This is a genomic window from Streptomyces sp. NPDC058662, assembly GCF_042716255.1.
In the GTDB taxonomy this organism is placed as follows: Bacteria; Actinomycetota; Actinomycetes; order Streptomycetales; family Streptomycetaceae; genus Streptomyces.
The window spans coordinates 1-20,841 of the sequence record NZ_JBHXRU010000101.1; the positions used below are offsets into that span (position 1 = coordinate 1).

General features: G+C 69.3%; 12 protein-coding genes. 8 read left to right on the forward strand and 4 right to left on the reverse strand.

Annotated elements, in window-relative coordinates; all coding sequences use genetic code 11:
• Positions 1-554 precede the first annotated feature (554 nt).
• From ACFWUQ_RS26335 to ACFWUQ_RS26345, 3 genes are all read left to right on the forward strand, one after another.
• Entirely contained in the window at positions 555-1,019 is a 465-nt protein-coding gene (locus tag ACFWUQ_RS26335) for a MepB family protein (RefSeq protein ID WP_384542746.1), read from the forward strand.
• Between the two features lie 185 nt (positions 1,020-1,204).
• Entirely contained in the window at positions 1,205-1,609 is a 405-nt protein-coding gene (locus ACFWUQ_RS26340) for a hypothetical protein (RefSeq protein WP_384542721.1), read from the forward strand.
• 154 nt (positions 1,610-1,763) lie between these two features.
• Positions 1,764-2,621 (forward strand): hypothetical protein, encoded by an 858-nt coding sequence (locus ACFWUQ_RS26345; protein ID WP_384542723.1) that lies wholly within the window; start codon positions 1,764-1,766, stop codon positions 2,619-2,621.
• 14 nt (positions 2,622-2,635) lie between these two features.
• On the opposite strand, the gene ACFWUQ_RS26350 is transcribed toward ACFWUQ_RS26345, so the two are convergent.
• Positions 2,636-3,253, reverse strand: coding sequence for a dihydrofolate reductase family protein (locus ACFWUQ_RS26350; protein ID WP_384542726.1), 618 nt, complete (start codon positions 3,251-3,253; stop codon positions 2,636-2,638).
• On the opposite strand from ACFWUQ_RS26350, the gene ACFWUQ_RS26355 reads away from it, so the two are divergent.
• The 3 genes from ACFWUQ_RS26355 to ACFWUQ_RS26365 are packed head-to-tail and all read left to right on the forward strand — an operon-like array spanning position 3,203 to position 5,260.
• Positions 3,203-3,820 (forward strand): replication initiator, encoded by a 618-nt coding sequence (locus ACFWUQ_RS26355; protein WP_384542749.1) that lies wholly within the window; start codon positions 3,203-3,205, stop codon positions 3,818-3,820. The two genes, ACFWUQ_RS26350 and ACFWUQ_RS26355, sit on opposite strands and share 51 nt — an antisense overlap.
• Positions 3,813-3,998 carry a helix-turn-helix domain-containing protein gene (locus ACFWUQ_RS26360; RefSeq protein ID WP_384542729.1) on the forward strand — a complete coding sequence of 62 codons (186 nt, stop codon included), beginning with the start codon at positions 3,813-3,815 and terminating at the stop codon, positions 3,996-3,998. The genes ACFWUQ_RS26355 and ACFWUQ_RS26360 overlap by 8 nt, the downstream gene beginning before the upstream one ends.
• Positions 3,995-5,260, forward strand: a complete 1,266-nt coding sequence (locus ACFWUQ_RS26365; protein ID WP_384542731.1) for a tyrosine-type recombinase/integrase — start codon at positions 3,995-3,997, stop codon at positions 5,258-5,260. Before ACFWUQ_RS26360 ends, ACFWUQ_RS26365 begins: the two co-directional genes overlap by 4 nt.
• A gap of 592 nt (positions 5,261-5,852) precedes the next feature.
• Here the strand turns inward: ACFWUQ_RS26365 and ACFWUQ_RS26370 are convergent.
• Positions 5,853-13,196, reverse strand: coding sequence for a ricin-type beta-trefoil lectin domain protein (locus ACFWUQ_RS26370; RefSeq protein WP_384542734.1), 7,344 nt, complete (start codon positions 13,194-13,196; stop codon positions 5,853-5,855).
• Between the two features lie 573 nt (positions 13,197-13,769).
• Between ACFWUQ_RS26370 and ACFWUQ_RS26375 the strand changes: the two genes are divergently transcribed.
• A complete protein-coding gene (locus ACFWUQ_RS26375) occupies positions 13,770-16,904 on the forward strand; it encodes a DNRLRE domain-containing protein (protein ID WP_384542737.1) in 3,135 nt (1,044 codons plus the stop codon).
• 261 nt (positions 16,905-17,165) lie between these two features.
• Here ACFWUQ_RS26375 and alc read toward each other — a convergent pair whose 3' ends face one another.
• Together alc and allB are read right to left on the reverse strand one after the other, a co-directional pair.
• Positions 17,166-18,293: an allantoicase gene (alc, locus tag ACFWUQ_RS26380; protein ID WP_384542740.1), complete on the reverse strand. Its 1,128-nt coding sequence runs from the start codon at positions 18,291-18,293 to the stop codon at positions 17,166-17,168.
• 2 nt (positions 18,294-18,295) lie between these two features.
• Positions 18,296-19,630 (reverse strand): allantoinase AllB, encoded by a 1,335-nt coding sequence (allB, locus tag ACFWUQ_RS26385; RefSeq protein WP_384542752.1) that lies wholly within the window; start codon positions 19,628-19,630, stop codon positions 18,296-18,298.
• 336 nt (positions 19,631-19,966) lie between these two features.
• On the opposite strand from allB, the gene ACFWUQ_RS26390 reads away from it, so the two are divergent.
• On the forward strand, positions 19,967-20,770 hold the full coding sequence (locus ACFWUQ_RS26390) for an IclR family transcriptional regulator (RefSeq protein ID WP_384542743.1): 804 nt from the start codon (positions 19,967-19,969) through the stop codon (positions 20,768-20,770).
• Positions 20,771-20,841 lie beyond the last annotated feature (71 nt).

A 20,841-nucleotide genomic window follows, 5' to 3' on the forward strand; every position in this document is an offset into this window, starting at 1 on the left:
GGGCGGCGATGCGGGGGCCCGGGTGGGGCCGCGGGGCGGCGGCCCGGGTGAGGCCGCGGGGCGGCGGCCCAGGTGAGGCCGCGGGGCGGCGGCCCAGGTGAGGCCGCGGGGCGGGGTGGGGTGGGGTGGGCGGGCCGAACGGTTTCGGGGGCGGGGCAGGGCGGGCCGGGGCGGGGGGCTGACAGGATGCGGGGATGGCGACGGTGAACGAACCCCGGACGGGGACGGGGACGGACACGGGAACAGGGACGGGGACGGTCGTGGGCCCGGGGACCCGGGCGGGGCGGGGGGCCGGAACGGCACTCCCGGCGGGACCGCCGGTGCGTGTCCCGGCGAGCCCCGACGAAGCGCGGCTACCGGCTGGCGTCTCGGCGAGCCCCAGGGCGCGCGTTCCAGCGGGACTCCCGGCGGGCGTCACGGCGGCCGTCACGGCGGGACTCCGGGCCGGCCGCCCGGTCGGCGTCACGGCCGAGCCTGCGGCGGGCGTCACGGCCGAGCCCGCGGCCGGCGTCACCGCCGGCCTGCCGGTGGACTTCGTCCTGGCGAAGGCGGCCGTGTACGACCCGGCCGGCTTCGTCTGCTCCCGACCGGTGGCCGAGCCGGAGAGCGCCGAGTACGCGGCGTACGCCTTCACCCTCGACGGCCTGTCGGTCCGCTTCCGCGCGGCCAGGACCACCCCGACCAAGGTCGGCCAGTTCGTCACCGTGTGGCAGCGGTCCGCGCGGGGGCCGATCCGCCCCTTCGACACCGGGGACGGGATCGACCTCGTCGTCGTCAGCAGCCGCGAAGGGGACCGGTTCGGGCAGTTCGTCTTCCCGCGCGAGGTGCTGTGCGAGCGCGGTGTCGTGTCCCGCGACGGATCCGGCGGCAAGCGGGGGTTCCGCGTCTACCCGCCATGGGTGGTCCCGCCCAACCGCCAGGCTGCCGTGAGCCAGGCATGGCAGGTGCGCCACTTCCTGCACCTCGACGCACAGCGCCCCGTCGACCTGGCGCGCGCCCGCTCGCTGTACCGCCCGTAGCGGGGTGCCCGCCCGTAGCGGGGTGCCCGCCCGTAGCGGGGTGCCCGCCCGTAGCGGGGTGCGCGCCCGTAGCCGGGGTACCACCCGCAGCGGCCCGCTCGTCGCGGCGGGGCCCCGGCGCGCCCGAAAACATACCTCCCGCGATCACCGGGACTTCCCCGCCCACCACGCCCTAGGATCGGCCCATGGCTGATCTCTACGCCCTCGACCTGGCGTTCGACCTCGACGAAGCCACCCCGGACACCGTCCTCGCGGAACTCCGGCGCCAGCTCGCGCCGTCCGTCGAGGACGCCTACGAGGACCCGTACGCCTCCTCCCCCCTCCTCGCCGCCCGCGGCCCGGCCCTGCGGATCGGGGGCGTGCTCGTCGGGGAGTTCACGCGTGGCGCCAGAGGCGGCTGGGCTCTCACCGCCCGGCAGGAGATCCACGAGGAGCAGCTGCCCGACCTGGAGGACCTCCTCACGGCGCTGGCCCCGCACATCCGCCCGCCGGGCCCGGTCGGCCGGCTCCGCCACTACGAGCACGAGGCCCCGGACCTGCTCGTCCTGCGCGAGGGCCGCGTGGTCCAACTGGCACTGGACCGCCGCTGACGCCACCCCGGCCGACGGGCACGCGGGCACACGGCAGCCGGCCCGTCACCTCCGCCGGACCGGTCCGGTCGGCACCGTCCCGGCGGCAGCCGTGCGGCAGCGGGCCGCTCCCGGCCGGGATGCGGGTACGCGGGGCCGGGGGCAGTCTGGAGGCGTGGGAGCCGAGCGGGCGGAGGCGGCCGGGGCGCAGAACGGCCCGGGCACCGCCGCGGAACGGGTGGCGACCGGGATCCTGGAGAACCCCGTCGTCGGCATGGCCCCCTGGATCGCCTTCTCCCTCCTCGTCGGCCCGGGCCGCTTCGAACTCGCCGTCGGGCTGGCGCTGGCGGTGTCCGTGGCCCTGGTGGTCTTCGGACGCCTCGTGCGGCACGGCGCCTCCTGGAAGATCCTCGAACTGTCCGACCTCGTCTTCTTCACCGCCATGACGTTGATCGGCCTCGCCGCCGGACCGGGCACCCTGCGCTGGCTGGAGACGTACGCGGGCGAGGTCTCCAACATCGCGCTGACCGTGATCGCCTTCGGCTCCATGGCGGTGCGGACGCCGTTCACGCTCCAGTACGCCCGCGAGCGCGTCGACCCGTCCCGCTGGCACACGCCCGCCTTCGTGCGCGCCAACTACGCCATCACCGGCGCCTGGGGCCTGGCCTTCCTCGCGGCGGCGGTCGCGGGCGCGTACGGGGACCTGGTGCTGCGGAACCCGAACAACATCTGGACGGGCTGGATCATCCAGATCCTGGCGATCGTCGCGGCCCTGCGCTTCACCGCCTGGTACCCCGAGGTGGTCCGCGCCCGCGCCCGCCGCGCGGCCGGCGCCCCGGACGCCGGCCCCGAACCGGGCACAGCCTCCCTGCTCCTGCCGCTGGCCGGTCTGCTGGTCCCGATCGGCATCGCGGTGCTGGTCTTCGACGCGGCGTGGTGGCTGGGAACGGCCCTGATCGTGGCGGGCGTCCTCGTCACGAAGGCCCTGCGGAAACGGGACCCGACCGGCATCCGGACGAAGGGGACGGCCTAGTTCCGGCCACGGCACTAGCTCCCCACGGTGCCGAACTCGGCGCGCCCCGCGACCCGGTAGCTGTGGATGGCGATACCGCTCTGCGTGGTGCGGGAGGCGGTCAGCTCGCAGGCCGTCGGCAGGCTGCCCGTGGGGAACAGCCGTCGCCCGGTGCCGAGGAACACGGGGAAGACCAGCAGGTTCAGCTCGTCGACGAGGTCCCGGGCCAGCAGCCACTGCGCCAGCGCCCCGCTGCCGTGCACCTGGAGCTCCCCCTCCAGCCCGTCCTTGACCCGGATGATCTCGCTCTGCAGGTGCTCGCCGTCCAGCACCGTGGTCCCCGACCAGGCCGGGTCCTTGAGGGTGGTCGAGGCCACGTACTTCGGTAGGCCGTTCAGCCGTCCCGCGATCGGGTCCGAGGGGTCGGTCTGGCGCGGCCAGTAGCCCGCGAAGATCTCGTAGGTCCGCCGCCCGAGCAGGAAGGCCCCGACCCGGTCGAAGACCTCGGTCATGTACTCCCCCATGCCCGCGTCGGCGTACGGCGTCACCCAGCCGCCGTACTCGAAGCCCCCGCTGCGGTCCTCCTCCGGCCCCCCGGGCGCCTGCATCACACCGTCGAGGGTGACAAAAGTGGTGAGACTCAACTTCCCCATGACTGCGCACTCCCATCTCGGGCCGACCCGACGCCGGCCCCTACACATGCAGACTCCCGGACCCCCACGAACTCACCGCCCCGCCACGCCCGCTCCCCCGCTCAGACCTCACCCTCTCCGGCCACACGACCCGCCCGCCGCCCAGACCGACGGCAAACACGGAGTCGACTCCCCGAGGCCGCGACCGGCACCCTCGACCACCGGCTGAAGAGGATCACCGACCTCTGGTTCGAGTCCGTGCCCGAGCACGCCGCCCGGATGATCCGCACTGCCTGGGCCCTCGGCAGCCGAGACGACCTCAAGCACCTGAACCTGCGCAAGTGGGCCCACATGCTCGGCTTCCGCGGCCACTTCTCCACCAAGACCCACGCCTACTCCACCACCCTCGGCGCCCTCCGGGCCGCCCGAGCCGCATGGCACCGCCGCCACACCCCTCCGCCCTCACCGACCACCCTCGTCCTCGCCCACTGGGCCTATGACGGCACCGGCCCCACCCCCGACCTCGAATGCCTCGCCGCATTCATCGGCGGCCCGACACGCGAAAAGGGAGTGACCGCCGGTGCGTGACGACGAACTCCTCACCGTCCCCGAGGCGATGGCCCGCCTCAAGATCGGCCGCTCCGCCCTCTACGACCTCCTGCGCACCCGCCGCCTGGCCTCGCTGACCATCGGCCGCGCCCGACGCATCCCCACCCGCGCCCTGAACGACTACGTCCAGCGCCACCTGGAAGAAGCCGCCCGATGACCGCCACCAAGCGCAAGAAGGCCCGCGCGAACGGCGAAGGCACCATCTACCAGCGCAAGGACGGCCGCTGGGAAGCCGCCGGCTACGTACTGGCCGCCGACGGCAGCCGCAAACGCGTCCGCGTCTACGGCACCACGCGCAAGGACGCAGCTGACAAACTCGCCGAGAAGATCACCGACAGCAACCGCGGACTGCCCGTCGCCACCGCCGACAGCATCGTCGGCGACTACCTCACCTACTGGCTCGGCAGCGTCGCCGTCCACCGGCTCCGCGAGAACACCCACACCCGCTACGCCGCCTGCGTCCGCCTCCACCTCATCCCCGGCCTCGGCACCAAGAAGGTCGCCCGCCTCACCGCCAAGGACGTCCGCACCTTCCTCGACCGACTCTGCACCACCTGCCAGTGCTGCACCCAGGGCCTGGACACCGAACGGAAGAGGTGCTGCGCCATCGGCAAGTGCTGCCAGAAGCAGCTGTCCGCTTTGACCGTGACCTACGTGCACTCGGTGCTCAAATCGGCACTGGAACACGCCGTCCGCGAAGACGAGCTGCCCCGCAACGTCGCCCGCAACGTCAAGACCACCACGTACCAGCCCAGGCGCTTCCGCCCGCTCACTGCAGCAGAGGCCCGTCAGTTCCTCGACGCGGCCCGCGCCGACCGGCTCCACCCGCTGTACGAACTCGCCCTCCGCACCGGACTCCGCAAGGGCGAACTCCTCGGACTCCACTGGGAAGACCTCGACCTCACCACCGGAACAGCCAGCATCCGTCGATCACTCCAGCGCACCCACACCAGCGGCCTCACCCACCTGCCCACCAAAACCCGGGCATCCGAACGCCGCATCGCCCTCCCCGCCGAATGCCTCCACTCCCTCAAGAAGCACCAGGAACGGCAGGACAAGGAGCGCGAGACCGCAGGAGCCTGGAGCGACACCGGCCTCGTCTTCACCACGCCGACCGGACGGCCTCTCGACCCAGCCAACCTCACACGCCGCTTCCGCAGCTTCCTCAGCCGGGCCGGACTCCGCCGCATCCGCTTCCACGACCTCCGCCACTCGACCGCCACCCTGCTCCTGGAACACGGCGTCGAACTCGTCGTCATCAAGGAACTTCTCGGCCACGCCCACATCGGCGTCACCGCCGGCGTCTACGCCCACGTACGACTCCGCCTCCAACGCCAAGCCACCGACACCCTCGGCAACGCCCTCGCTGCCCAGGACGACGACCCTGACGACCCGCCCGCAGTAGCCGTCGTCCGCTGACGTTGCCGTCACCGTTGCCGTCAGACGCCCAAGAAGCCCCGCCGGAACGAAATCCGGCGGGGCTTCTTGCGCTCCGAGAGGGGGCGATTCACCGCTATGCCAAGACGAAAGGCGTCACGCAGAGATGAGAACTTATCGTGCCGTCCGACTTGCCGGACAGATCCCCTCCGTCAGAGGTTGTGGATCACCACGACTCATCGCCCGTCAGAACGATTATTACCTCATCAGGCTCATCGGTTCCGTCTCCGTAGATGTCGACCCGATTATCTACATTCGGAACGGGAATCAGCAGTCTCACCGATTCATTCGGATCCGAAATTTCAAGGGACGCCTTGGGGAGAGTCAGATTCCCTGAGTACACAAGGACCTTTCCACTCGGCTGGTAAGGACCCTGCACACATTGGACTGACACCGGACCACTGGCGGCTTGCTGCACCGCGATGAACAAGGAGTCCGGACCACCGTGCACTACATCAGCAGCCGCGTCCCAGCCTGCATGGTTGTCGACACTCCCAGGCGCGGCAGCAACAACCAGACCGTGGGCGAATCTCGTCGTGCACGAGGCGAAGAGCATCATTAAATCCACCTACAGTCATGGTTTCCACACCGGGAAGTCATAGTACTCCTTGAGTAGCGTGCGCACGATTCCGCCCTGCTGTTTGGAACATGCCTTGCAGTGCGGATACAGAGTCCACGGACCGTTGGGTGCGAGCTTATTCGGCGGATTGTGGTCACCAGTCCAGTGACCGTCTTTGTATCCCGATTGGGCCGCCCCGCATGAAGCGCAACCATTTCGGTCACCGAACTCGTTCATCATCCGCTGCTCGTGAGCCAGGACAGTGTCACCGCGTTCAGCGGTCACTCCTTCTGCTTTCTGGCCCTTTATTGCCGGCCCAAGAGTCACATTGCAGAGCGAACCTTCGTTGACGTTGTGCACGAGTACTGGCGTCTCGCCCGCCAGCACATAGTACGTGTGGAGGTCCGCGACCGTGAGGTTGTGCGTGGTCTGCATGGCCTGGTAAGTGCGGGTGCTCGCTACCAGGACCTGGGTGTCGTCCTCCGTGCGGAGCGTCATGCCCGGCTTCAGCTTGTCGGCGTCGAGCCAGGCCTGGTCGGATTCGGACCAGAACGGGTGGTGGCCTGTCGTGGTGATGGTGTGTACGCCATCGGCCGTCAGGACGCCGATGTCGACGTATGTCTTGTCGTCCTCGGTGAGGATGGTCGCGGTGACCGTCTTGCCCGCGGTCTCGTCGGATTCGGGGTCGGTCGCGAGTACGAGGTTGCCTGGTTCGAGTTCTTCGATCGGCTTGCTGGAGCCGTCGGCGAGAAGCACCTCGGTGCCGGCGATGAAGCTGTTGGCGCAGAACGTGGGACGGTTCCCGGCTCTCATCGTGCCCGCGGTTCGGGAGCCGACGCCGGCGGCGAATGCCTCTCCCATCCTTTCGCCGTCAGTCGGCTCGTAGAGGGGACTGTCGATGTTCTTCCCGCTGAGGAGCGCCTCTAGGGGGGAGTTGCACGCCAGGAAGTCGCAGTAGTGGCCGCTGAAGTACTCGACCTCCTCCAGTGAGGCTCCGGCGAGCCACATCTTGAAGGCGACCTGCTTCGTGACACTGCCGCTGGATGGGTCGTATTTGCCCATCATTTTGAACAACTCGCGCTTTGATGTCTCGGAGTTGTCGCGGAGCGCCTTTTGACCAGACGTGAACATGCTTACGGCACGGTCGTACGCCTGGTGCGCGCCCCCGGCTACTCCCCAGCCGTAGTGCTGCGCGTACTGGCGGTTGATGGCGTGCCGGCGCTGAACGGCCTTGTTCTGCGAGACGATCTTGTCGTAGTTCTTCCCCTCACTGATGGGTTTGGTGCCGCGGTTGCCGCACACATACATGCCACTGGCGCACTCCTCGATGGCCAGTCCGCTCGGATCCCGGTTGGTGACGGGATTGCCATTGGCGTACGTGTAGCCGTTCATCTGGAGCGGGTCGGTGATGTCGATGAGGGGGTCGACCGAGATGAAGCGACCCGTGGTGGGGTCGTACTCCCTGGCTCCGACGTGAGTGAGGCCTGTCGTGGAGTCCTCGACTCCTGTGCCCAGGAAGCCGCGGTCGCCGGGCCAGGTGGCGGGCACCACCCCCCTGGTGTTGCCGTAGAGGTCGGCCTTGCGACGGACGATCTTCTGGCCGACCGCCTGCTCGACCGAGGCTGTCGCGGTGTTGTGGTGGTCGCTCAGCAGGACGTTGAGCCTGTGACCGGTCGCCTTGCCCAGTGTGCGGCGGGTGGTGACACCGCCCGGGCCGTCGTAGTAGCGGATGGCGTCGATGGCCTGGCCGGCCTTGCTGACGGTGATCTCGGCTTCGCCGAGGTACAGGGTGCGGGAGCTGCCGGTTTCCTCGATGAGGCGGTTGCCGCCCGCGTCGTAGATGTAGGTGGTGGTGGTGTCGGCGAAGGCCCACTGCTGGCCGGCGCTTCCGCCCGCGCAGGTGTGGATGCTGAGGTCGGTGCCGTTGGCGGAGTTGTCGTTGGGGACGGTGACACAGCCTGTGGCGTCCGAGTTGTAGAGGGCCTTGTCGGAGGCCCGGTAGGTGAACTTCTGCTTGGCGCCGCCGTCGCAGGTGGCCAGGACCGCGGCTCCGCCCTGCGCGGTCAGGCACTTTCCGAGTGATTGCACGGTGTCACCGGTCAGACGCCACTGCTGAGCCTTGGTCTCGTTGCACTGATACAGCTGAACAGCGGTGCCGTCGGTGCTGAGGCCTCCGGCGACGTCGAGGCACTTGCCCGCCAGGCCTGTGACGGCGACGGAACCGATGCCGGGGCTGCTGGCGGAGGTGAGTTTGTTCCGCCGGTCCCAGTTCAGGATCTGGGTGTCCCCGTCGATGCGCCGGTTCTTCGTGTTCCCGGAGGCGTCGTATTCGTAGTTCGTGAGCGAGTTGACCGTTGACGTGGCCGTCTTGGTGATCTTCTCGGTTTTGGACAGCGCGTGGGGCTGGGTCATGATCGGGGGCTGCGGACCGGTCGGGCCGACCTGGACCCCGTAGGTGTACGTCGTCGTATCGTCGAGCGACGAGTTGGCGAGGTCTCGGTTGATCAGCTTGGTGCGGTTGCCGATCGAGTCGAACTGGTACTCCTGCCAGTAGCCGTCACCGTCCGGACCGGCGCTGACGTCGTTGAGTGACGGACCCGCGCAGGCGGCGGTCTTGCCGGTCCAGGCCTTGGTCAGCTGGCCCACCGCGTCGTACGTGAAGCACTGGCGTTCGACGCGCCCACCGGACTGGGTGTCTGTGATCGAGGTCGGGTTGCCGACCGTGTCGTAGGTGTAGGAGAGGGCCGAGACGCGGAAATCGCTGGTCTCACGGTCGCTGATCGACTGCTCGACACGGCCGGTGCTCCGGTTGTACAGGTTGGTCGTCCACACACGGTTCGGCGCCTCGCCGGAGGCCGTGCGCAGTACCTCCCCGTACGGGCTGTAGACGACACCGGCCGTGTACCACGACAGGCCCGAGACGGACTTCGGCATCCCGTCCGTGTCATAGCGCGTGATCAGCTTCTCGGCTGCGAGGCCTCCGGGAGTGGACGGCAGACTCCTCGACTGGATCTGGCCCCGGGGGGTGTAGGTGGTGCCGTAGACGTAGGTGCCCGCAAGCCCCTTCGTGGCGGGCGCGTCCGGAATCGTGATCTTGGTTCCGGTAGGGCGGGACTCGCTGTCGTATCCCGTGACCTCGCTGGTGTATGCGGCGAGACCCTCGTAACGGGTGGATGCCACGGGAAGCCCCTTGGCTCCGGGCAGGGAGTCGAACGTCCACGACGCGACCACAGGGGCGTCGGGGGCGTTGTCACGTATCGCCGTCACGCGGCCGAGCGCGTCGTACGTCGTGTACTGGGACCGTCCAGCCGAATCGGTGACGGCGATCTTCCGGTCGAGGGTGTCGTACGCGAAGGTCGACGTGCCCATGTCGGGGTCGGTGGAGGAGGTCATGCGATTGCGGGCGTCGTGGGTGTACGTCCACTGGTTGCCGACCGGGTCGGTCACCTTGGCCAGCTTGCCCCGCCGGTCGTATGCGTAGGTGGTGCCCTTCCAGGTCGTGAGGTCTGTCGCCGTGGAGTGCTGCACCAGTGAGGTGCGGCCTGCCGTGTCCGTCCAGGTCTTGACCGCCCGGCTGCCCGGCAGAGGGGTGAGGCCGTTCGCGGACATGCCGGTGCGGGTCAGCGTCCAGTCTCCCTCGTACGTGTTGACGATGGAGTGCTGCGGTTCGCCGACGTGCAGCGTGGTCGTGCGTACGGCGCGGCCGAGGCCGTCGTAGGCGGTCACGGTGGAGTTCGGGACGTGGGAGTCGGTCTCGGGAACGAAGATCTTTTCGTCCGGAGAACCTTCGGCGTAGTAACCGTTGTTGGTCTGCCTGACGGTGCCGTTCGCGTTGTAGAGGGTGTCGGTGATCAGGCGCCCCGTGCCGAGCGCGTCTGTTTGGGTCTGGCGCGGCCGGAGGCGGCCGTCGTAGATGGTCACCGAGGAGGTGTAGTCGCCGCCGTCCCGCAGTCTCTTGCTGACGACTGTCGGGGGCTGGTGTTCCGTGATCCGGTAGTCGAAGACTTGGGACGCCGGGTCGGTGGTCTTCTGCGACGGGGTCCACACGGCCGTGTTGCGGCCCAGGTCGTCGTAGGCCAGTGTCACCGTGCGGTTGTTCGTGTCGGTGTCCTCAAGGACGGAACCCCGGCCCGGATCGGCCTTGACGGTCCTTGTGTGCCCGAGGGGGTTCGTACTCATCGTGCTGAAGGGCGTTCCGGTGGCAGGGGTGTAGACGGTGGACGTGGTGTTGCCCGCCGGATCGTAGACCTTGACGGTCCTGCCCAAGGTGTCGTACTCGGTTCGTGCAGTCGTCATCCAGCCGGTACCGGCCGCATCGTTGCTGTCCACCTGGAACGGCAGCCCCTTGACCGGCGCGGCCCCGAAGGCGTTGAGCGCGTCGTAGGACGTGCGCAGATCGGAGATCATCGGAGCGGTGCCGGCCTGGGTACAAGCACCTGACGTGGCCCGCACCCGTTGGGGCAGGCCGATCAGATGTTTGGTCGTGTTGTGCACGTAGGTGGTCGCCGAGCAGTTCTGGTCAGCGACCACCGAACCGCCGTTGCCGTCATCGGCAACGGTCTCGGTCTGGGCTGACGCCAGGAGGCCGTACGTGGGCTCGAAGGTGTTCAGCGAGCGCCCGACGCGGAAGCGGCCGCCGCTGATCGACTGAATCGTGTCCGTCCTGGAAACGTTCACCCGGTGCGCTTCGAGCGGGGTGGTTCCGTCCCGGGGGCGAGTGGCGGTCTTCTGACTCCACGGCCAGCTGAGGATTCGCTTCTCAACGCTGCCGCCGGCGCCGGCCTTGGAGTAGGTGATCTCCTCGGCGGTGCGGCCCTGGTAGTGAGCAAGGTCCTCGCCCAGCGTCTCCTTGCCGGAGGAGTCCTTGATCGTGACCTTGGGGCGCCCGGCGTCGCCGGACATCCCGCGGAAGTACGAGGTGCTGGTCTGGGATTCCACCGTGGCGTTGCCCATACCGCTGTTCGCGGTCACGCCGCCTCTGGTCACAACGGAGGAGTAGCCACGCCACTGACCGTACGTACGTAGCTCCGGCTTGTTGAACTCGTCGGTCTCCTTGGCCCAGGCCGCGCCGCCCTCATAGGTGTAGCTGGTCACTACGTCGGGGTGGCGGGCAACGCGATCCTTCTCGATCACGCGTTCGACGACATACTTGTTGAACCAGGCCAGTGGAGGCGTCTCCAGCTCGCTATCAGGCGACCAGCGGACCGGGAAGCATCGGGTGGTGTTCTCTTCTGGCTTCGGATGCGTCGTGCCCACCGCACACGGGGCGGAGTAGTCCACGTTGATCTCGCCGCCCGTCTCGGTGCGGATGGTCTCCACACGGAGGCGGTCGAAGTCCGGGGCCGCGTCCGGCTTGCCCGTCTGCGGGTCGGTACCCTTCGCGACGCGATTGGGCATGTCCTGCGAATTGGCGAGGAATGAGACGGGCGGGAGCGACGTGCTGCTCTGGTTGCCGTTCGGGTCCCTCGTGGTGCCGTAACCGGTGCGCGTGATCGACTCCAGCCATAGCGGCGGGTGCGTGTCGGTGCGCTGTTTGGGGAAGGACTGGGTCAGGTTCCACCGGTCGACGAACGAGAGAGCCGCGGCGCCCTGCGTGCGCTGCGCGTAGGTAGTGACGGACGTCAGGCGCTTGCGCGTCCAGAAGCTCGGCGACGTGGTGAAGCAGTCCTTCGCGTCAGCCTTGCAGTGCAGCGATGACGGAGTGTCCCACCAGGGCTGCTTGTCACCATAGTTCTTCGACTCGAACTCGATGTCCGTGCACTCTACCGACCCCTCCTTGATGCACCGCTCGTCGACACCGAACTCCACCTTGCCGGCCGGAGAGCCACCGAGGTTGTCCGAGCGAAGACCGTAGGTCATCTGGGTGGGGTGCCCGCCACGCGTGTAGGAGACCTTGGCCTTGAACTTCTCGTTCGCGGCGTAGTGGTTGGCCTCCTTTTTCCAGTCGACGATCATGGCGTTGCCGTGGATGTCCTCGACGTAGTCAAGGTTCCAGCGCCAGGCCTGGACACAGGAGGAGTTCGCGTAGGCGGTCTGGTGACAGGGCTCGCCGGGGTGGTTGCCGAAGACCGGCACGGTGAACACCGAGTTGGTCACCGGTCGGCTGCCGGCGCCGTCGAGGTCGTGGCGGCCGAAGTGATAACGGGTTCCGTCGGCAGTGGTGACGAGCCAGTACTCGCCGTCCTTCGCGCCATTGACGACACCGGGGTCGGTCTTGCGCTCGACCCTGGAGCCGTCATCCCCCGAAGGGATCCACTGACCCGTGGCGGCGTCACGGACAAGTTCGGTGGTGCTGCCGCCGAGCGACATCACCATGTTGTCACCGGCCCAGCACAGGTCGCCCTTCTTCTTGTCCGTCGCGTTGTCGTTGTTGGGCTTGGCGGGCTTGGCCCCGCGGTCGTCGGCGCAGGAGCGGTAGCGACGCTCGACGAAGCCGGGACTGTAGTCCCAGCCATCGCCGATCCACGAGGCCTGGCTGTTCGCCACGGACGTCTTCCCGTCCACGGACTGCGAGGAGTACGTGAGGGCGAGCTTCGGTACCGGCCCGGCCGCCGGAGCGGGAATACCCAGCGGGTAGCTCCACGAGAAGTCGCCGCTGTTCCCTCCCGCCGACCAGCTGCCCGAGGCGGCGAGGGGGGTGGCGGTGTACGTACCGCCGACACCCGACCCGGAGTCGGACACGGCCAGGACCGTCGTACCGCCCCCGCCGGTGAGAGCCATCGTGCGCAGACCCAGACCCGGCGCCGTGGCCGGGTCGACGGTGGCACGGACCGTGCCGGTAGTCGGGTCGTTGGCACTCGGAACGGATTTCGCCGTGTTGCAGTCGGGCAGGTCGGGCGTGGTCAGGAAGCATTCCGGGAGCTGCTTGATCTCCAGCCGAGTGGCCCACTCAGTGCCGTAGAGATCCTTGAACTGCTTGTAGTCCAGCTGAACGTCGACCGGGGTCGAGCCCTCGGCCGGGGGCGTGACCTTGATGATCGCACCGTCGACGTTGGCGTCCTCGGTCCTGGCACGCGTCTCGACCGCTACCGACCATGTCCCCGACGGCGCGGGGGGCGTTGGGTTGGTCTCGGTCGGAGAGGCTTTGCCGATACTCACCGGCAGCGCTCCGGCCTGCACAAGCCCGGTACCACTCAGCGGCACCGCGACTGGCGGCCCGCCCGCGGGCGGCGTCACCTTCGACGGCTCGTAGCCCGGCGGTGGCGGGAACAGGTCTCCGGCCCAGCCCTCCAGCTTGGCCGCCCCGACCTTGTCGAGCTTGGCCTTCAAGTCTTGCTGCAGGTCGGGCAGGTTGACACCGGCGCGGGCGGCCGGCGGCGCCGCCCAGGCCTGGGCGGGCAGGAGAGATGCGGTCAGCACCACGGACAATGTGATGCCGGTGCGCCCGGCGAGGCGCGCGCGTTTCGCGCGCGACCTTCTGTTTCCGGGCAGGCGGAAATTCGCCGAGAACGGCGACATGTGGACCCCCCACGATCTGCCGCCGCAGCCGAGAGCCCACGGTCGGCAGGAAAATGACAGTTAGCCAGCTGATTCTGCGTCCACTCAGTGGAAAAACCTATGGTTCCCATATCCATTGTGGGCTTTGTCACTTTACCGGCAGTATACCTCGGGGCAATCGATGTAAAACGGCCATAATCCCCGCTCCAGCGATGGGTGCGAGGGGTGAAGATGTCAGTGCGATGGTTCATGCTCGCCTCACGCCCGAGGCGCGAAAGGCAGCCGGGGAGTGGGCCTTTCGCGCATATTTCGGCCAGTGGCCGAGTTTTTCTTTAGTGAGTTCCGAGGGCCGTTCTCTGTGCCCGAGGGGGGAGAAGTAAGCCTGTGTCTGTCAGTGAATCCGTGGACGACAGTCCGCCAACAACATCTGCCGAGAAGGAAGTTGTCGACGTCCCGGTCGCCCGGTGGTCCAGGCGCCGCCGGACGCTGGGTGGTGTGGCCGCTCTCCTCGCGCTGGCCGTCGCCGTACCGACCGGTGTGTGGGTCGCCGGAAACGGGAAGCCGGAGCAGTCGACCCGCCCGGCCGAGCAGGGGCCGGTCGCGGAACCCGAGGCACGCCGTCTGGCCGCGGCCTCCGGCGAGGAGGTCGAGGTCAGCGCGGCCCGTACTCCGAACACCACCACCTGGGCGCGACCCGACGGCACGTATCGCAAGCAGGTCTACAGCTCCGCGATCCGCGCCCAGGTCGACGGCGCGTGGAAGCCCATCGACACCACCCTGCACCGGGTGGAGGACGGATATGCGGCCAAGGCCGTCAACGGCCGCGTCGTCTTCAGCGCCGGATCCGGCCAGCAGGCAGCCGGCGGCGGAACGGAACGGTCCTCGCGCTCCGTCGCCCGGGCGGCGCTGCGGCAGGACACGGCCGGCGAGGTGTGGACCGAACTGGTCCGCCTGAACACCGACGACCACGACATCGTCGTCAGCTGGCCCGGTACCCTGCCGCAACCGGTCATCGACGGCCCGCGCGCCCTGTACGAGGATGTCCGACCCGGTATCGACCTGGTGATGACCGCCCAGGACGGCGGATACTCCCACCTCCTGGTCGTCAAGGACAGGCAGGCCGCCGCCGATCCGCAGCTCGGACAGCTGCGGTACCGGCTCGCCTCACCCGGCCTGACCTTCCGCCTCGACGCGGAGTCGGGCGCCGTCAGCGCCCGGGACGCCCAGGACACGGAGGTCGCCGGCTCCCCGACTCCGATGATGTGGGATTCCAGCGGCAAGGTCACGACCACCGACGACGCGCCCGCGTGGAAGCCCTCCGACAAGGCCCGCCGACACCCCACGCTCGCCCGTGCCGGCCTCGCCGGGGCCGAGGGCGCGCGCCTGAAGCCCGCCAGGGCCGGACTCGCCGACGGCGTGCTGTCCGTCACCCCCGACGCCGCTTGGTTGAACGCCGCCGAGACCGCGTACCCGGTGTTCATCGACCCCTCCTTCAAGGGGCACAAGCACTCATGGTCACTGCTTTACAAGACCGAGGGCAACTCCAGCTTCTACAACGGGCAGAACTACAACGCGAGCGGCACCAACGAGGCCCGCGTCGGCTACGAGTCCACGACCGGCGGCACCTCCCGGTCCATCTTCAATTTCTACTTCGGTAGCGATCTCCACGGTGCGCAGATCCAAAGCGCCCGCCTCCGGGCCCTGCAGACGTACTCCTGGTCGTGCGGCTCGAAGGGGATGGACATCTACTCGACCCCGTTCGTCACCTCTTCCAGCACGTGGAACAACACCAACACCGGTGCCTACTGGAACAAGTGGGTGGCATCGGAGAACTCCGGCTACGGGTACAACAGCAGCTGCCCCGACAACTGGATCGCCCCTGACATCAGGGGTCTGGTCGCGGAGGCCGCGGCCGCGCGCTGGGGAGCCCTGTCCCTGGGATTCGCCGCGCCGAACGAGTCGGACTCCTACTACTGGAAGAAGTTCATCGCCAACGGCGAGACCGCCCCCTACATCGAGATCACCTACAACAACCCGCCCGACACCCCGGTCGCGGCGAATATGCAAACCTTCCCCGGCGGGCCGTGCCTCACGAGCGGAAAGGGCACCGCCATCGGGAAGACGGATCTGACGTTCCAGGTGAAGGCAACCGACCGCGACGGCCCCACGACCCTCAAGCTGGTGCAGGTCGAGATCTGGGAATCCGCCAGTGGCCGCAGCATCCTCAACCACTGGAGCGAGCCGAACAGTGACGGCGTCATCACGGTGAGCGTCCCGTTCGCTTCCTTCACCTCCGGCCAGACGTACCACTGGCTCTCCCGTGTCCTGGACGAGAACGACTCGGGCTCGGGTGCCGGGCCCAATGAGTCCGGTGGCGGCGGCTGGTGCACGTTCACCGTCGACCACGTCGTGCCGCCCGCGCCCGCCGTCAGCTCAGCGCACTTCCCGCCGCCCGGTCCGAACCACGCGGAGTGGAGTGTGAAGCCGACCGGTACGACGGGGCAGTCCGTCGACTTCCGCGGCAACGGCACGGCCGCGGCGGCCATTCGTGAGTACCAGTGGAGCCTGAACCAGCCGCTGTTCGATCGGAAGGCCGTACCGACCGACGCGGACAGGGCTTCGGTACCCCTCCAGGTCGACACCGCGGGCCCCAACGTCCTCTACGTCCGCACGGTCACGCATGCGGGGAACATCTCGCCCCAGGCCGAGTACCTCTTCTACGTTCAGCCCCGTGAGAAACTCGACGGGCCGGGCGACGCCACCGGCGACGGACACCCCGACCTCTTCGCGATCGACGCGGCCGGCAATCTGCGCACCTACGCCGGCGACCAGGTCGGCGACACCGACGCGTACATCCCCGGCGCCGTCAGTCACGGCGTGCCCGTCGCCCCCGGCTACTGGAAGCACCCGATCACCGGCAAGCCCGCGCTCATAGGCCACTCCACCGACTGGGTCCCCGGCGACGGGTTGACCGACGTGATCGCCCGGATGCCCGACGGCAAGCTGTACGTCTACCCGGGCACCGGAACCGGCCAGGTCGACGTCGGCCAGCGCATGGAGATCCTGTTGCCTCCTGGAGGCCCGGACCCGGCAGTGCTGACGCAGGTCGTGGTCACCGAGGACGTCACCGGCGACGGGCTCCCGGACATGTTCGCTCTCGGGGCCGGCGGCGACACCTTCTGGGCCTACACCGGCTACACCGGAGCCAGCTTCACCGCCGTCACGCAGATCGGCGGCGCGGGCTGGAACAACCGCGACATCATCGGAGTCCGCGACATCTCCGGTGACGGGGTGGCCGATCTGCTGTTCCGCGACGACTCGATGCCCAGTCGGGGTATCGCGTTGCGCAAGGGCAAGCCCGGCACGGCCGGCGGGGTCGACCTCAACTCCTTGGCCACTCAGGCGGCGTCCAACGGCGCGCAGGACATCACCTACGCCACCACCGGCTGGGGAAGGGCCGTCTACCCCAAGATCCTCGGTACACCCGATGCCAACGGGGACGGCATCCCCGACATCTGGGTGGTCGGCACCGGGCAGTTCCAGTGGCTCTACGCCGGCGGGGCCGCCGCGGTGGGCGGTGCCGTCGGGCGGGACGAGGATCCTTGGAACACCTTCCTGACCATCGGTTAGGAGGAACCCGGACCGGCGTCGGCCGTCACCCGCGCGAGTGCCCTGCCGGAGAGATCTCCTCCGGCAGGGCACTCCTGCGTCACGGGGAACCGGGCACGGCCTCGGCCCCCGCCACGGGCGCGACGAAGGGCGCGCCCGTGTGTCGGCGCGCCCTTCGGTCGTGCGGCCCGGGGGTGTCGGCCCCCGGGCGGGTTGTTGGGCGGGGGGCCCGGACCCCGCGGCACCGGCGGGGGTGCGTGGGGGTCGGGCCGTCCGGCTGGGTCAGCCGCCCAGCTCCTGGTGGCGGGCGGCGTGCGCCGCGGCGCCGGCCTCCGTCAGGGAGCCGTACAGGCGCAGGCGGGAGAAGCCGCCGTCCGGGAAGATGTCGATGCGGACGTGGGTGCCGACCGCCGGGGTGTCCAGCACGAAGCGGTGGTTGGTGTCGGGCTGCAGGCGGGTGCGCGGCAGGAACTCCGTCCACTCGCCCTCCTCGCCCGTCCTGACCGACAGCGAGGCCCAGCCGGCCGAGTTGCCCTTGAGGTAGGCGGTGTCGATCTCGACGGCGCGGATCTCGGACTCGGCGACGAGCTGGTAGCGGATCCAGTCGTTGCCGTTGTCGCGGCGGCGCGCGGTCTCCCAGCCGTCGTCCATCTTGCGGGAGCGGCCCGGGTTGATGGTGTTGGTCGGCGGGGAGTAGAAGCGGTTGGACGCGTCCTGGACCGAGCCGCCGTTCTCCAGCGCGACGACGTCGAACGTGCCCAGCGCGGCGAGCCACGCGGGGTCGGTGCGGACCTCGCCGTAGACGCGCAGGCGGGCGATGCCGCCGTCGGGGTGCTGGTTGACGCGCAGGTGGGTGAAGCGCTGCTCGACGTTCACCTCAAAGCCGTTGGCCGCGTGTCCGCCGACCGGGGTGCGCTCGACGAGGGTCGTCCACTTCACGTCGTCGGACAGGAGCTCCGCCGGCGTCGGGGTGCCCGCGACCGAGGCGCCCTGGACGGAGACGGCCTGCGGCATGTTGCCGCGGAAGTGGGCGGTGTCGACGACGATGCCGCGGATGACGCCGGGGGCGCCCAGGCGTACCAGGGCCCAGTCGTGGTCCTCGGCGGTCGGCCAGGGCTGCGTGGCGCTGACGCCGCGGCGGCGGCGGGTCTCCCAGCCGTCCATGACCTTGCCCTTGTGGCCGAAGTCCTCGGGGTCGAAGTGGGCGGCCTCGGAGATCAGCAGGTTCTCGCGCTGGGCGAAGAACTCGTCGTTGGCCTCGATGACACCGGCGCCCAGCTCACGGGCGGCGAGGTTCGCGTACTGGGTGAAGGGGAAGTCCGCGGTGCGGTAGTCCGCGTACGGGTCGCCGCCCCCGTACGGGTTCGCGTTGCCGGTGAAGGTGGCCGATCCAGTTGCACGCTGCGCCACTGTCAGTTCTGCCTTTCGAGGAGGAGGCCCGTGGGCTCGGTCGGGGTGCCGTGGTCGGCGATCTGCGTGCCGCGCAGCCAGGTGGACTTCACGACGCCGTGCAGGGTCTTGCCCGCGTACGCCGTGACCTGGTTGCGGTGGTGCAGCTCCGCGGGGTCCACGGTGAAGGTCTCGTCGGGTGCGAGGACGGCGAAGTCGGCGTCGCGGCCCGCTTCGATCGCGCCCTTGCGCGCCAGTCCGGCCAGGGCGGCCGGGGCCGCGGACATCCAGCGGACCACGTCCTCCAGCGAGTGGCCGCGGCGTCGGGCCTCGGTCCAGATCGCGGGGAGGCCCAGCTGGAGGGAGGAGATGCCGCCCCACGCGGTGGCGAAGTCGCCGGTCTTGAGGTCCGCGGTGGAGGGCGAGTGGTCGGAGACGATGCAGTCGATGGTGCCGTCGGCGAGCGCGTCCCACAGGAGGTCCTGGTTGGCGGCCTCGCGGATGGGCGGGCAGCACTTGAACTCCGTGGCGCCGTCCGGGACTTCCTCGGCGGTGAGGGTGAGGAAGTGCGGGCAGGACTCGACGGTGATCCGGACGCCCTCGGCCTTGGCGGCGGCGATCAGCGGCAGTGCGTCGCTGGACGAGAGGTGCAGCACGTGGACGCGGGCGTCGAGGCGCTTGGCCTGGTCGATCAGGTTGGAGATCGCGGTGTTCTCGGCGTCCCTGGGACGGGAGGCGAGGAAGTCCGCGTACTTGGGGCCCGGGTTCTGCGGTGCGGACTCCAGGTGGTGCGGGTCCTCGGCGTGCACGATCAGCAGGCCGCCGAAGCCGGTGATCTCGGCGAGGGAGGTGGCCAGCTGTTCCTGGTCGAGCTCGGGGAACTCGTCCACGCCCGAGGGAGACAGGAAGCACTTGAAGCCGTAGACGCCGGCGTCGTGCAGCGGGCGCAGGTCCTTGACGTTGTCCGGCAGGGCGCCGCCCCAGAAGCCGACGTCCACGTGCGCCTTGGTACGGGCGACCTCCTGCTTGACGCGGAGGTTCTCGGTCGTGGTGGTGGGCGGCAGGGAGTTCAGCGGCATGTCGAGGATCGTGGTGATGCCGCCGGCCGCCGCGGCGCGGGTGGCCGTCCAGAAGCCCTCCCACTCGGTGCGGCCCGGGTCGTTCACGTGGACGTGGGTGTCGACCAGGCCGGGGAGCAGGACGTCGTCGCCGAAGTCCTCCAGCCGGGCTCCGGCCGGTACCTCGGCCCCGTACGCCAGCACGGCCGTGATCTTCCCGCCGGCGACGGCGACCGAGGCGGCGCGCGTCCCCTCGGGGGTGATGACGCGCGTCGAGCGCAGTACCAGTTCCACAGCCACGTCGGACACCGGAACCTCCCCATCTACTTCCACAGAGCGAAATTCAACGTTCTGTTGACGGAGTCTTCCCGGCGATCCGGGAGCAGTCAAGAGCGCCCGGACGGACCGCTGACACACGCACCGCGCGATTGGATGTTTCCACAGGATGGAATTAAGATTTCGCTATACAGAATGTAGCTATCACCACCGGGAACCGGGCCAGTACCTTCCCGAGGACGTCCGCCACCCGGACAAACCCCATCTGACCGGCGGGGACGGCACCGCCCCGGCTCTAGGGCCGACGCCGACCGACCGGTAGGCTGCTTTCTTGCCTGCCAGCACCGAAAGGACCGCGCCGTGCCGACGTCCAGCGCCAGCACCACCGACGCTTCCGCCAAGTCCACTGCCGCCAGCGGTGGCGTCCAGTCCCTTGAGCGCGCCTTCGATCTGCTCGAACGCATGGCTGACGCGGGGGGCGAGGTCGGCCTCAGCGAGCTCTCCGCCGCCAGCGGCCTGCCGCTGCCGACCATCCATCGCCTCATGCGCACCCTCGTGGCGTGCGGCTACGTACGCCAGCAGCCCAACCGACGTTACTCCCTCGGGCCCCGGCTGATCCGCCTCGGCGAGTCCGCGTCGCGGCTGCTCGGCACCTGGGCCCGGCCCTACCTGGCCCGCCTCGTCGAGGAGACCGGGGAAACGGCGAACATGGCCCTGCTCGACGGGGACGAGATCGTCTACGTCGCCCAGGTGCCGTCCAAGCACTCCATGCGCATGTTCACCGAGGTCGGCCGCCGGGTGCTGCCGCACTCCACGGGCGTGGGCAAGGCGCTCCTCGCCCACACCCCCGCCGACGAGGTACGGGCCCTGCTGGCCCGCACCGGGATGCCGGCCGCGACCGAGAAGACCATCACCACGCCCGAGGGCTTCCTGGAGGCCCTGGAGCAGGTCCGCAGGGCGGGCTACGCGGTGGACGACAACGAGCAGGAGATAGGGGTCCGCTGCCTCGCGGTCTCCGTCCCGAACTCGCCGACCGCCGCCGCGATCTCGATCTCGGGCCCCGCGGGCCGGGTGACCGAGGCACTCACGGACTCGATCGTGCCGATCCTCCAGGGCGTCGCCGCCGAACTGTCGGTGGCGCTGTCCAGCCAGAACCCCGCCTGACCCGGACGGCGCGGCGCGGCCGTGAGCGAACCGAGGCCCCCGGCGCCCCTCCGAACGGAGGGCGCCGGGGG

What these genes read in the sequence shown, in the direction of transcription:
- ACFWUQ_RS26340 (WP_384542721.1), top strand. Translation starts at nt 1,205, where the DNA reads ATGGCTGATCTCTACGCCCTCGACCTGGCGTTCGACCTCGACGAAGCC.
- ACFWUQ_RS26350 (WP_384542726.1), bottom strand. Translation starts at nt 3,253, where the DNA reads ATGGGGAAGTTGAGTCTCACCACTTTTGTCACCCTCGACGGTGTGATG.
- ACFWUQ_RS26365 (WP_384542731.1), top strand. Translation starts at nt 3,995, where the DNA reads ATGACCGCCACCAAGCGCAAGAAGGCCCGCGCGAACGGCGAAGGCACC.